General features: G+C 34.7%; 12 protein-coding genes and 1 riboswitch. Of the genes, 3 read left to right on the top strand and 9 right to left on the bottom strand.

Annotated elements, in window-relative coordinates; all coding sequences use genetic code 11:
* Positions 1-38: 38 nt before the first annotated feature.
* A riboswitch (SAM riboswitch) is annotated at positions 39-146 on the bottom strand.
* Positions 147-334: 188 nt separating this feature from the next.
* Entirely contained in the window at positions 335-2,953 is a 2,619-nt protein-coding gene (locus C1631_RS15785) for an MGH1-like glycoside hydrolase domain-containing protein (RefSeq protein ID WP_109713373.1), read from the top strand.
* A gap of 136 nt (positions 2,954-3,089) precedes the next feature.
* Here C1631_RS15785 and C1631_RS15790 read toward each other — a convergent pair whose 3' ends face one another.
* From C1631_RS15790 to C1631_RS15820, 7 genes are all read right to left on the bottom strand, one after another.
* Positions 3,090-3,509: an OsmC family protein gene (locus C1631_RS15790; protein WP_103246870.1), complete on the bottom strand. Its 420-nt coding sequence runs from the start codon at positions 3,507-3,509 to the stop codon at positions 3,090-3,092.
* A gap of 25 nt (positions 3,510-3,534) precedes the next feature.
* Entirely contained in the window at positions 3,535-4,857 is a 1,323-nt protein-coding gene (locus C1631_RS15795; protein WP_109713375.1) for a DUF58 domain-containing protein, read from the bottom strand.
* 77 nt (positions 4,858-4,934) lie between these two features.
* Entirely contained in the window at positions 4,935-5,966 is a 1,032-nt protein-coding gene (locus C1631_RS15800) for an AAA family ATPase (protein WP_185144674.1), read from the bottom strand.
* 66 nt (positions 5,967-6,032) lie between these two features.
* Complete coding sequence (locus tag C1631_RS15805) at positions 6,033-7,190, bottom strand: DUF4350 domain-containing protein (RefSeq protein WP_103246872.1); 1,158 nt, start codon at positions 7,188-7,190, stop codon at positions 6,033-6,035.
* Positions 7,191-7,201: 11 nt separating this feature from the next.
* Positions 7,202-7,993 carry a DUF4129 domain-containing protein gene (locus C1631_RS15810; protein WP_109713377.1) on the bottom strand — a complete coding sequence of 264 codons (792 nt, stop codon included), beginning with the start codon at positions 7,991-7,993 and terminating at the stop codon, positions 7,202-7,204.
* A complete protein-coding gene (locus C1631_RS15815) occupies positions 7,986-8,948 on the bottom strand; it encodes a DUF4013 domain-containing protein (RefSeq protein WP_109713380.1) in 963 nt (320 codons plus the stop codon). The genes C1631_RS15810 and C1631_RS15815 overlap by 8 nt, the downstream gene beginning before the upstream one ends.
* Entirely contained in the window at positions 8,932-9,915 is a 984-nt protein-coding gene (locus C1631_RS15820) for a stage II sporulation protein M (protein ID WP_109713382.1), read from the bottom strand. Before C1631_RS15820 ends, C1631_RS15815 begins: the two co-directional genes overlap by 17 nt.
* Before the next feature lie 28 nt (positions 9,916-9,943).
* Between C1631_RS15820 and C1631_RS15825 the strand changes: the two genes are divergently transcribed.
* Positions 9,944-10,693: an RDD family protein gene (locus C1631_RS15825; protein ID WP_103246876.1), complete on the top strand. Its 750-nt coding sequence runs from the start codon at positions 9,944-9,946 to the stop codon at positions 10,691-10,693.
* A 61-nt stretch (positions 10,694-10,754) separates the two neighbouring features.
* Positions 10,755-11,045, top strand: coding sequence for a GNAT family N-acetyltransferase (locus C1631_RS15830; RefSeq protein WP_103246877.1), 291 nt, complete (start codon positions 10,755-10,757; stop codon positions 11,043-11,045).
* Here C1631_RS15830 and C1631_RS15835 read toward each other — a convergent pair.
* Entirely contained in the window at positions 11,034-12,005 is a 972-nt protein-coding gene (locus C1631_RS15835; protein WP_103246878.1) for a glycosyltransferase family protein, read from the bottom strand. The two genes, C1631_RS15830 and C1631_RS15835, sit on opposite strands and share 12 nt — an antisense overlap.
* The gene (locus tag C1631_RS15840) at positions 12,006-12,830 is read right to left on the bottom strand and encodes a UDP-2,3-diacylglucosamine diphosphatase (protein WP_103246879.1); all 825 of its coding nucleotides are present in this window, start codon (positions 12,828-12,830) and stop codon (positions 12,006-12,008) included.
* Positions 12,831-12,873 lie beyond the last annotated feature (43 nt).

Raw genomic sequence — 12,873 nt, forward strand, 5'->3', positions numbered from 1 at the left:
TGAAAATGCCACAGGAAATGGCTGAAAAGAACTTCAGTGAGTTATCTGTCCAAAATAATTTTGGTAGAACGTAGCACCTTCTTTGCTTGCGCAAAGGGTTGCTAAGGTTTCATAGGGTCTAATCCCTCAACCTTTCTTGATAACATTTTCAATATTTGAATGAACGAATGATGCAAAGGTAGTTCTTTTCTTTTAATTTCAAAAAAAAATTAATTTAATATTTGAAATCTGGCTTAAACACAAGGGTTTCAGGGGTATATTAATAAATATTCAGATGAAAAAAATTGGAATTACTTTACAAAAAAACTAACTTCGTATGGAAAAATGATGAGATATGACCGCCGAAAAAGAAAGATTACAAGATACCAAATGGAAAAACTGGGGACCTTATGTAAGCAACCGGCAATGGGGAAATGTACGTGAAGACTATAGCCCGAACGGAAATGCCTGGAACTATACCAATCATAATAATGCGGAGAGCTATGCTTATCGCTGGGGTGAAGAAGGTATTGCAGGTATTTCAGACGTAAAACAGCTTTTCTGTTTTGCTTTTTCATTTTGGAATAAGAAAGATAAAATTGTTAAGGAGCGGTTCTTCGGATTAAGCAATCCTCAGGGAAATCATGGTGAAGATATCAAGGAAATTTTTTATTATCTCGATAATACACCTACACACAGCTATATGAAAATGGTGTATAAATACCCCATCAATGCGTTTCCTTATGATGATCTTGTTGATGAAAACGGAAGGCGGAGCAAACAGGAACCAGAGTATGAGATTTTTGATACCGGGATTTTTGATAATGATGAGTATTTCGATATTTTCATTGAGTATTGTAAGGTTGATCATAACGATATTCTGGCCAGAGTAACAGTCTGCAACAGGAGTCAGTATGATGCTCCTATTGTTGTCATTCCTACTGCCTGGTTCAGAAACAACTGGAAATGGGGCTACAATACTTATAAAGGCCAGCTGCATGCCTCTCATAACGGATGTATTGACATTATGCATGATAGTATCTCTATCAAGAAGTTTTATTCAAAAAATACGAATGTACAAAGTGTATTCTGCGATAACGAGACAAATACATCTAAACTTTACGGGATTCCGCCCACTGAAAATAATTATTTTAAGGATGGAATCAATGATTTTATTATCCATCATGGTAGTGACTCCATTAATCCTGAAAAAAGAGGTTCCAAAGCTTCGTTTCTTATTGATGAGATGATTGGGGCAGGGCAATGCAAGGTTTTTGAGTTCAGGTTATGTCCTAACGAAACTGAGGATCCTTTTGATCATTTTGACGATATATTCAATACGAGAATTGCAGAGGCAGAAGAATTTTATAAGGACGTTCAAAACGATCCTATCAATGAGGATGAAAAGAATGTTCAGAGACAAGCTTTTGCCGGACTACTCTGGAACAAGCAGTTTTATCACTATAATATTGGAAAATGGCTGAAGGGTGATCCCAATTTTGAGGCTCCAAGAAATTTTAACGAATATGTTCGGAATACTGAGTGGAATCACCTTCATAATAAAGATATTATTTCGATGCCCGATAAATGGGAATATCCATGGTATGCCACCTGGGATCTTGCATTCCATTGTGTGCCTCTTTCTATTATTGATGCAGAATTTGCTAAAGGCCAACTTTTATTGCTGACCAAGGAATGGTATATGCATCCAAACGGCCAACTTCCCGCGTATGAATGGAATATGAGTGACGTAAACCCACCGGTACATGCATGGTCCTGCTTCCGGGTTTTTAAAATTGATGAAAAGAATAATGGCAAACCCGATCTTCTGTTCCTTGAAAAAGTCTTCCAGAAACTTCTGCTGAATTTCACCTGGTGGGTCAACCGAAAAGATAAAAATGGCAAAAATATTTTCGGAGGAGGATTCCTTGGATTGGATAATATCGGAGCTTTTGACCGAAATATGGTTTTAAAAAATGGCGAGCATCTGGAACAAGCCGATGGTACCAGCTGGATGGCCATGTATGCTCTGAACATGATGCGAATCGCTATGGAACTGGCTCAATATTATCAGGTATATGAAGATATGGCAATCAAATTTTTTGAACATTATCTTTACATTGCTGAAGCCATGGAAAATCTTGGTGAAGGGACCAAAGGTTTATGGAATGAGGAAGATGGATTCTTCTATGACGTACTACAGCTGGAAAACGGAGACAGTGTTTCTTTAAGATTAAGAAGTATTGTCGGACTGATTCCTTTGTTTGCAGTGGAAATTGTTGATCACCGATTACTGGAAAAGATGCCCAATTTCAGAAGCAGAATGGAATGGATTTTAAAAAATAAGCCTGAACTTACCAAATTGGTTTCTCATTGGGATGAAGAAGGACAAGGCAGAAAGCACCTGATGAGTATTCTTCGTAAAAACAGATTGACGAAGGTTTTATCAAGAATGCTTGATGAAAAAGAATTTTTAAGTTCTTATGGAATCCGGGCAATGTCTAAAGTTTACGAAGAAAATCCATTTGTTTTCTCTGCTCACGGAAAGGAAAATATGGTGTATTACACCCCTGCCGAAAGTGATAGCCGGATGTTTGGCGGAAACAGCAACTGGCGGGGGCCTATTTGGTTCCCGATCAACTTTCTTATTGTAGAAAGCTTACAACGTTTTCATTATTATTATGGGAATAGTCTCAAAGTAGAGCTTCCCACGGGAAGTGGTGATAAAAGGAACCTTGATGAAGTTGCCCAAAATATCAGTAAAAGGCTTTGTTCAATATTTTTAAAGGATGAAAATGGACAACGGGCTTTTAACGGAGGAAATCCAAAGTTTAATTATGATGAACACTTTAAAGACTATATCACTTTCTTTGAATATTTTCATGGAGATAACGGTCGAGGTGTGGGAGCTTCTCATCAAACGGGATGGACTGCCACAGTGGCGAAACTGATAAAACCAAGACTTACCTTCTAATGAGCAATGAATAGTCGGTAATTAATCATAAAAACCGGATGCTTCATCCGGTTTTCTTTTTTTGTACATAATGATTATTTAAAAAAACATGCATTCGTAGCAAAAAAAAATGAGGCTTGAAAGCCTCACTATAATTTTAAATTTTTTCTCCATTCACAAATACTTCATACCCGATTTCTACATTAGGTTCTAAAGTTTTGGATACTGAACAATATTTTTCAAAAGATAATTGAGCAGCCTTCTGAGCTTTTTTAGGATCAATTTCTCCTTCTAAAAGGAATTTCACATTAATAGATTTAAAAGGCTTTGCATCATCTACAGGAATCCTCTCTCCTTCTACCTCTGCCTGGAAACTTGTAATTTCCTGACGCTGCTTTTTTAAAATTGAAACGACATCGATTCCGCTGCATCCTGCTACTGCCATTAAAACACTTTCCATTGGAGAAACACCTTTTGCTCCTGGCTGGGAAGTATTATCTAAAAGAATAGAATTTCCCTGAGAATTGGTGCATTCAAATAAAAAGTCGTCGTTTATCCTGTTAAGTGTTATTTTCATTGTTGCTTATTTCTTAATTACAAAATTATAAAATTCCTCTCGCTTTGATCTCTAAATATTTATTGATAACATCAATATTCAAATTCTCGGGAAGGGTGTACACGGTATAAATTCCATATTTACGAAGTTCCTGAATGATCAGTTTCTTTTCAAACTCAAATTTTTCGGCCACAATCTCGTCATAGATCTCCTGCATATTTTCAGGATTCTTATTCACAAGCGTCTGCAATTCTGAATTTTTAAAAAATACAACTACCAGTAAATGGTTTTTAGCAATTCCCCGAAGATATTTCAATTGGCGATTAAGGCCATCAAGTGTCTCAAAGTTGGTAAAAAGTAAAATTAAACTTCTCTGGTTAATAGAGTATTTCACATCCTGATAAAGGCGGTTAAAATCACTCTCAAAGAAATCAGTTTTAACATTGTAAAGGGCCTCGGATATCTTCTTCAATTGTCCTGATTTATTGTCTGCTGCAATTTTATTTTCAGCTTTCTTGGAGAAGGTCATCATTCCTGCACGGTCTCCTTTTCTTAAAATAATATGAGACAATGCCATTGTTGCATTAATAGAATAGTCAAGTAAGCTTAATCCGTTGAAGGGCATTTTCATCGTTCTTCCCTTGTCAATCAACATAAAAATACGTTGTGATTTTTCATCCTGGAATTGATTGACCATCAAACGATTCGTTTTGGAAGTCGCTTTCCAGTTGATGGTTCTGATATCATCACCAGGTACATAGTCTTTGATCTGCTCAAATTCCATGGTGTGTCCCAATTTTCTGATTTTTTTAATTCCACCCAGCAAAAACTCACTCTGAAGAGCCATCAATTCATATTTTCTAAGGTGAATAAAAGATGGATAAGAAGGCAACATTACATCTTTTTGAAAATTGAATCTTTTTGAAACAAAGCCTAGTGGTGAAGATGCATAAATATTCAAGCTTCCAAAGTGATACTCACCTCTTTCTTTCGGGTCTAAGGTGTATTGAAAAAAAGTATTGGACCCGCTATTAATATTCTTTTCAATTAAAAAATCTCTTTTCTGAAATTGAAACGGGATTTCATCAATAATTTTAGTCCTTATTTTAAAGCTATAATTGTTTTTGATGTCAATTTTTACAAAATTTTCGTCTCCGTTTGAAAGTTTTTCCGGTAATATTCTCTGAGCCTGTAATGCATTTTTTTGGTTAAAAATTAGCAGATAATCCACCATTGCAGCAAAAAAGCACAGCAGCAGCGTGAAGTGTGCTGCCCACATAATAACCGGGAAGAAAAATGCAAGAACATACAGAATCCCCACTCCGATGAGCATAAAGAAAAAGCGAGTATTGATGTATAAATTTTTCATTGATTAGGTTACTGGTTGTATACTTTGATTAAATTGGGGTTTTCCATTACCTCTACCTCCCACCTATTATCTACTACCTATCTCGGAATCTCTATCCCCTCTAAAATCTGACGGATAATTTCATCAGCAGTAAGGCCTTCCATCTCTCTTTCGGGAGAAACAATGACTCTGTGTCTTAAAACAGCATAGCTCGCTTCTTTAATATCTTCCGGAGTAACAAAGTCTCTGCCTCTTAATGCGGCAAACGCTTTTGAAGCTGTGAGGAGTGCTAGAGAAGCCCTTGGTGAAGCTCCCAGGTATAAGAACTGATTCTCTCTGGTATTGATGATAATTTTAGCAATATATTCCATCAGCTGAGCTTCCACAATGATATCTTTTACCAAATGCTGGTAATTTTTCAATTGTTGTGCTGTGATTACATGATGTACACCATCTGTCTTATCTTCATTTTTGCTTTCGTGCTGATTTTTAATGATTGTAATTTCCTGCTCAAGATTAGGATAGCCCACGTTAATTTTAAACAGGAAACGGTCTAGCTGAGCTTCCGGAAGTCTGTATGTACCCTCATGTTCTATTGGATTCTGAGTTGCTACAACCAGAAATGGTTCTTCCATAATGTATCGGATGCCATCCATCGTAATCTGCCTTTCTTCCATCACTTCAAATAATGCGGCCTGAGTTTTTGCCGGCGATCTGTTGATCTCATCAATAAGTATAAAGTTGGAGAAGATAGGTCCCTTTTTAAATTCAAATTCAGAATTTTTCATACTGAATATAGAGGTTCCCAGAATATCCGAAGGCATAAGATCCGGGGTAAACTGAATTCTGCTAAAGCCTACATCAATTGTTTTTGCCAACAATTTTGCTGTAATCGTTTTTGCAACACCAGGTACACCTTCGATCAGGACATGTCCGTTTGAAAGCAATGCCGCCAGAAGATGTTCAATCATACTTTCTTGCCCAACGATTACTTTTGCTATTTCCGATTTTACCTTATCTAAACTGGCACGAAGTTCAATCATATCAATTCGTGACTCAAACTGCTCTTCTTGTTTATTAAGGTTGATAGCGCTTTGGTTTTCTATATTTGGGTTATCAGTGTTTTCCATAATTTCTATTTTTTTGTTGATAGAAATTTCTTCTATCTTGGGTTAAATCGTCCTGTTGGGACTCTTTTATTTTAATATGTCGTCAAGAAGTTTATTTATTCTCGCTAAATCTTCTTTCATTACTTGAGCATAGGGATCTTGTGCTCTTTTAATAAGGCTTATAGCTTCGTTAATAATTTCCATAGGTTTTCCTGTCTTAAGTTGTAGCTTCTTGGCAAAGTCTGTATCTAAATCTTGTGTATCAATCAGCAGATCTATTCTCACTTTATTCAGAAAATACTGAGCTTTCTTTGCCATCATATCATGAAAATCACCTTCCTGAAGATACAGATTTCCAATGCTTTTTACAAAATCTACGGAAGTATTTCGCAATGGTTCTATAACGGGAACTATTCTCTGTTTTCTTTTTGCATTAAAGAAAATAAATAAAACCAATCCTCCTAAAAAGATCCACCAGGCATATTTCAGTGCCGGATTGCTCAAAATAAATCTCATAAAGAACCGGGAGGTCTTTGAGTTATTCTCAACAAACCATAATGTCTCTCTGTCCGGGAGATATGAGAAAACATCTTGCGCATATTTTACATTCCCGGGTTTCAGCAAATAATAATTCGTAAGAAAAAGAGGTTCACTGTGAGCATAGATATTCCCTTTTCCAAATTTGATCTTAATAAAATTGGCCTGATCAGCATTTTTCTTTTCAACAGTTTTTCCTAATACAACAACTCCTGGCTTTATAAATGAGAATCCTCTTCCAGAAGGGAATTTATCGAGTTTAATAAAATCATTCTGATACTTTTTGTCAGTAAGCTTCAGAACGTTTTCTTCTTCAAAAGAAATTTCGGAGTCATAATATCCAATGGTATCCGAAATCTGCTTAGGCATTCTACTTGCCATCAGCATTGCATCTGAGCCTTTTGCTACCTGATCAAGAATTTTCTTCCAGGATTCTTTATCTATATTATTCTCAATAAGGACAATATTGTGAGGCTCTTTTTTGTATTGGTTATAATATTCATAAGGAGCCTGTTCTACTTTTTTCAGATTCCCTTTAAAAAGATCTTTGGCCTCATTACTAAAAACAAACAGACCAAAGGGTGATTTTTCATTACGATCAAAAGTCTTACGCCAATCTGTAGTTTCCTTTTTATTAACTTCAAGCAACGCCAGAATAACCATCACAATGATGAAAATTACAGCATATATTTTGAAAGTTTTATTCATGGTTAGTTCGATTATGGTTTAAATGTCTGAAACTGATTTTTAAATTTTTGATAGCTCTGTTCTTCAATATTGAACTCTCCATACCATACATACTCAAAAATATAGGACAGATCAGAAAATTCATTTTTAAGATGAGCAGCCTTTAGTTCTGCAACATAGTCTTTGTTGGTTTTCTCAGGATTCCAGTTGATCAGTTTCTTATCACTCAATTTTTTAAGAATAAAAAGAAACTGATAGCGTACTGCAGAACGATAATCTTTCTCATGTTCGAATTTCACAATACTTTCAGGAAAGTTAATCTCGTGGATATTCTCATGTAGTTCCTCTACATTCAGATCTAATTTTCTATTCTTTTTACCAAAAATAAAATTTCCATCTTTTCCAAGAACATATCTGATGACAAAATACAACAGAAAACCAATAAGAATAATCGCAAACAGACGCACAAGTGTTGTCGTAAGCTTTGCAGATTTGGTAAAGACAGTTTCTCCGAAAATACCTCTTAAAGCACTTTTTATTTTCCTTAATAACTTCGCCCAGAATGATTCTCTGGGTTTGGACTCTGAATAATCAAATTCATTTCCCTTATACCTTGAAGGCACATTGTCTTTAAAGGTTTTAGGATACACAATACTTTCTGAAACCGGATTTGTCTTTAGCACAGAATCTGCCGGCAGCATATTTCTATAATGCCCGGTAGTATACAGAGAATCTGTTAAATAATCATCCACAGGAGTTTCGTCCTGAGCTTGCAGAGCTCCCAGAGAAAAGAGAAATATTATAAAAAAAATAATTTTATTCATTGATACCAATCGTGTCTATTTCTGCAAGTTCCACTTTCTGATGAAGGTCTGTTCTGCTATCATAATACATAAGACCAGCATTAATATACATTAGATTTGATAAGAAAAAGGAGAGAATCATTGATATTCCGTAGAAAATAAACATCGCAATTCCCATGGTACCGGTAAAAGGGTTTTCTTCAAAACTACCATCCGGCGTAGAAGTCAGAATTGAGCCATAAAAGAATAACATGGGAACCAATGTAAAAACCGATGTGGCAATGTACATGATAATAAACATTACAAAAGAAGATGCCCAGTATTTCCAATAGGGAGATTTTTCGCTTCCATTCACATAAGAAAACTGCGAACGAATCGAATAACTTAAACTTTCCAGAAAGCCTCTGGATGAGTTAAAATAATCATACATTAAAAATGTAGTACAATTGAATATTGTTGGATATAGAAGCAATATCAGGAAAAAACCGATAATGATCAGCACCAGGACATAGGAAAATCCTACTACGAACAGGACCAGTGGTGCTACAATGAAAACCATTCCGAGACATAGTTTTCCTATTCTGCCTGCATTCTTTTTAAAATCATCCAGAATCTCATCTGTTTTTATTTTTTCTGCACCCTGAGCAATTCTTTTTAAATAAAAAACAGGATACAAATAATTAATTACAGCGATAAGCATTAAAAGGATAAACATCAAAACAGCAACCACTACAAGCATTCCCGCATTATCTGAAAAATATTTTTCAAAATAATAGGTTTCACCACTCATATTAGGTCCTAAAAGCTGTCCGAAAATCTCTCTGAATCCGAAAATGACAACAACAGCAGCTAAAATCAAAAGCAGCCCATTGATCAGAATATAATTCTTAAAATAATTCTTCCCGTATAATTTGAAAAAGTTGAAACTATCGCTGATAAATGTTCCAAACTCTCTTTTCTTATAAAATTGTATCATTGATGTGTTTATTAGTTTTTTTATTGACCATATAAGGGTATACAAAATAATAAAATCCTATGATGGCAAGTGAGGTGATGATAATTACTACGTTCAATATTAAAGGCATTTTCAAAGCATGTCTGGTAACATAGCCTTCAATAATACCGGCACAAATTGTGAAAGGAACAGTACTTAAAAATATTTTAAATGAATCCTGAAAACCTTTTTTAAAAGAATTAAATCTTGACAATGTTTTTGGGAAAAGAATAGATGCTCCCAGGATCAATCCACACATCGCCTCGACCACCATCGCAAAAATTTCAAAAACCCCGTGAAGCCATATTCCCCTGGCACTGTCCTTTAAAGCTCCATAATCATAGAAAAAATACTGAAAAGATCCCAACATTACACTATTTGACAAAAGGGCAAATAAAGTTCCCACTCCGCCGGTAATACCATAAATATATAATTTAGCACCTACCTGAATATTATTAAATATAATCCCAATGGTGCTTCCCCAGGTACTCCCGCTTTGGTAAATCCCTACTGCATTATTGTTTTTAATATTTTCAATCGTTTGATTTACATAATCCTCTCCAAGAATAATATTGGCAAATTCTTTATCATAAATAGCAGATATAACTCCTATTGATGTAAATAAAATGAAAAAAAGAAAAGCATACATCAGATACCTACGATATTGATACACCAATAAAGGAATCTCAGTTTTGAAAAAATAGATCATCCTGTTCTCTTCTACCCTCTTTGTTTTATAAATCTTCTGAAAAATCTGAGAAGACAAATGGTTCAGATAAATTGTTGTATTACTTTTAGGATAGTAAGTCTGTGCAAAAGAAAGATCATTGATCAGGTTAATATATAACGAAGACAGGTCATCAGGATTTTTTTTAATTTTCCCATCAATAACCTGTTCTATTCCCAACCATTTTTCTTTATTTTGTTTAATGAAATAAACCTCTCTCATAATTGTAAAAGCTAAAATAATAAAAAATATGTCTCAAATTGCGATAAATACTTCACAAAATGTAAATATTAGCTTTAATATTGCCGGTGTTGGAGAAAGAATGCTTGCATTTATCATTGATCTCCTGATCAGAGTTGCTTATGTGATTATAGTCCTGTATGTCTTTTTTAATATTTTTGATCTGGGTTATATACTGAATGGTCTCGACCAATGGTCTGTGATGGCCATTTATATTGTTCTTACCTTTCCGATATATATCTACCCTCTTGTTCTTGAAAGTTTAATGGAAGGGCAAACACCTGGTAAAAAACTTATGAAAATAAGAGTGGTAAAGATTGACGGGTATCAGGCAAGTTTTGGGGACTACATGATCCGGTGGGTATTCAGAATTGTTGATATTTCATTTGCAGGTTTAGTAGGACTTATCTCCATGATTGTATCCAAAAACAATCAGCGTCTGGGGGATATTGCGTCAGGAACAGCAGTCATTTCATTAAAGAACAACATCAATATTTCTCATACTATTTTGGAAAATATTCAGGAAAACTATATTCCTTCTTTTCCTCAGGTTATTGCTTTAAGTGATAATGATATGAGAATTATTAAAGATAATTACACCAAAGCTCTGAAAGTAGATGATCGTCAGATTATCAGCAGACTTTCTGATAAAATCAAAGGAATTCTAAAACTGGAGATAGACCCTACCAAAATGACGGAAAGGCAGTTTATCAATGTCATTATTAAAGATTATAATTATTACACAGGGAAAGACAATTAATAAGCGTCATCAACCGGTCGGTGTAATTTTTGTATCTTTATTAACAGTAAAAGTCTAAATCATGAAATTTGAAAATAATAAATCCGGAAACGGCGGAGTTCTTACACTCAATAATGACATTAAAGAAGTAGGAAGACTTACGTATACTATTTTTCCCGAAGATCATAAGTTGATTATCTCATTTGTTCTTGTTCATCCAGAATTTGAAGGAAGAGGAATGGGAAAATTTTTAGTGGAAGAGGCCATCAGATTTGCGAGAGAGAATAACTGGAAGGTATATCCTCATTGTTCTTATGCAAGATCTGTAATGATGAGAATGAATGATGTGGATGATATTTTATTAAAGAATTAAAACTTCATTCAGAAGTATATCCTCAATATCATTTGGGTAATCAACTTTGAGATGATGATCTGAAGCTACCCACTCCATAATCTCCTGCAACTTTAATACTTTAGAATTTGGTATTCCCATTTTATCTAAGGCACATGCATTGCATTCCTGCTCATATTGATTGTGGATAGGAATTACATATAGTTTTTTATCCATAAAAAGTGCTTCTGCAGGTGTTTCAAAACCGGCATTACACAATATACCGTCACAACCTTCAAAATACTTCAGATATTGAGTTTCGTCAATCGGAAAAACTTCAACATTTTTCACTTTCACCCTTACCTTGCTGTATTTTGAAAACACCTTCCACTGCACCGGGATCTTTCTTAAAACTTTGATGATATTTTCATCTGCAAAACTTGGTAAGTAAACAAGATAATAGCCCTGTTTATAAGGATTAAGCTCCCTGATCTTTTTTCTGATCACCGGCTTTTTTATTTGAGGATGATAATTTTCAAAATGAAATCCGATCTTTCTCTCACTTGGAACATAGTATTTTAGAATCAGCTCTCCCAGAAAATCTTTGCTTTCCGGCTTTGGCGTCTCGGGGAAACTCATCGAAGCCTGATGGCTGAGTTCAATCATCGGTAGATTTTTTATTTTTGAGGCCCATCCTGTTAAAGGTTCATAATCGTTGATGATTAAATCATATTGTGAAAGCTCTAAATTTCTTATTGTTTTCACCGCATCCACAAATTTGTTTTCGGTGAAGGTTTTGCGATAGGATAAACCTCCTGTTTTATTATAAAGCAGGGAAATACCTTTATACTGAAAATTAATATCAAAATCAGCCTTTAATTGTGACTGATGTCCACTGATCAATGTATCTACCGAAGCATATTTTTTGAGAATAGGAATTATTTCCTGAGCTCTAGCCATATGTCCGTTTCCGGTACCCTGAAATGCATATAAGATTTTCATTTAGGTAAAGTTCGTTACGATTTTTAAAAGATCAGAATTATCCATTTCCTGGATATCTTCTGTTTCATCATCTATCAACAGATCTTTATGATCATCATAATAAAAAATATTCCATTGTTTGTCATTATATTCCAGAGCAGAAAGGTTTTCTATCCAGTCGCCGGAATTCAAATAAGTACAGGAACCTTTTTTATTGACCACTTCCCGGATTTGTGGTTGATGAATATGCCCGCATACTACATAATCATATTGATTGTCAATAGCAAGTTCTGAAGCTGTAAGCTCAAAGTCACCGATATATTTCACTGCTTTTTTCACATTGTTTTTGATTTTCTTTGAGAAAGAATATTTTTCTTTCCCCATTTTATCCAAAAACCAGTTAACAACATTATTAATAATGATTAGAAGATCATATCCCTTACCTCCTAATTTAGCAATCCATTTAGAATGTTGGACGGAGGCATCAAAAACATCACCGTGAAAAATCCAGGTTTTCTTCTGATCAATAGTCAGACAAATTTTATTACAAACCTTAAGTTTTCCAAGCTCAAAGTCTGTAAACTTACGGAACATTTCATCATGGTTTCCGGTAATGTAATAAACATCGGTATTTTTAGTAGCAAATGAAAGTATTTTCCTGATTACTTTCAAATGAGGTTTAGGGAAGTAAGACTTTTTGAACTGCCAGATATCAATAATATCCCCATTCAAAACTAATGTTTTGGGCTGAATGGAATTGAGATATCTTAACAATTCTTTAGCCTTACATCCATAAGTTCCTAAATGAACATCCGATATGACAACTAATTCAACGTTTCTTTTCATAGTTTTATACAAAGAAACTAATTGAAAGTTAACTGTATATGAA

The organism is Chryseobacterium phosphatilyticum (assembly GCF_002899825.2).
Taxonomy (GTDB): domain Bacteria; phylum Bacteroidota; class Bacteroidia; order Flavobacteriales; family Weeksellaceae; genus Chryseobacterium; species Chryseobacterium phosphatilyticum.

Bases quoted from the DNA above. Each gene is read 5' to 3' on its own strand.
- C1631_RS15785 (WP_109713373.1), top strand. From the start codon at position 335: ATGACCGCCGAAAAAGAAAGATTACAAGATACCAAATGGAAAAACTGG.
- C1631_RS15805 (WP_103246872.1), bottom strand. From the start codon at position 7,190: ATGAATAAAACTTTCAAAATATATGCTGTAATTTTCATCATTGTGATG.
- C1631_RS15800 (WP_185144674.1), bottom strand. From the start codon at position 5,966: ATGGAAAACACTGATAACCCAAATATAGAAAACCAAAGCGCTATCAAC.
- C1631_RS15840 (WP_103246879.1), bottom strand. From the start codon at position 12,830: ATGAAAAGAAACGTTGAATTAGTTGTCATATCGGATGTTCATTTAGGA.
- C1631_RS15810 (WP_109713377.1), bottom strand. From the start codon at position 7,993: ATGAATAAAATTATTTTTTTTATAATATTTCTCTTTTCTCTGGGAGCT.
- C1631_RS15820 (WP_109713382.1), bottom strand. From the start codon at position 9,915: ATGAGAGAGGTTTATTTCATTAAACAAAATAAAGAAAAATGGTTGGGA.
- C1631_RS15825 (WP_103246876.1), top strand. From the start codon at position 9,944: ATGTCTCAAATTGCGATAAATACTTCACAAAATGTAAATATTAGCTTT.
- C1631_RS15815 (WP_109713380.1), bottom strand. From the start codon at position 8,948: ATGATACAATTTTATAAGAAAAGAGAGTTTGGAACATTTATCAGCGAT.
- C1631_RS15835 (WP_103246878.1), bottom strand. From the start codon at position 12,005: ATGAAAATCTTATATGCATTTCAGGGTACCGGAAACGGACATATGGCT.
- C1631_RS15795 (WP_109713375.1), bottom strand. From the start codon at position 4,857: ATGAAAAATTTATACATCAATACTCGCTTTTTCTTTATGCTCATCGGA.
- C1631_RS15830 (WP_103246877.1), top strand. From the start codon at position 10,755: ATGAAATTTGAAAATAATAAATCCGGAAACGGCGGAGTTCTTACACTC.
- C1631_RS15790 (WP_103246870.1), bottom strand. From the start codon at position 3,509: ATGAAAATAACACTTAACAGGATAAACGACGACTTTTTATTTGAATGC.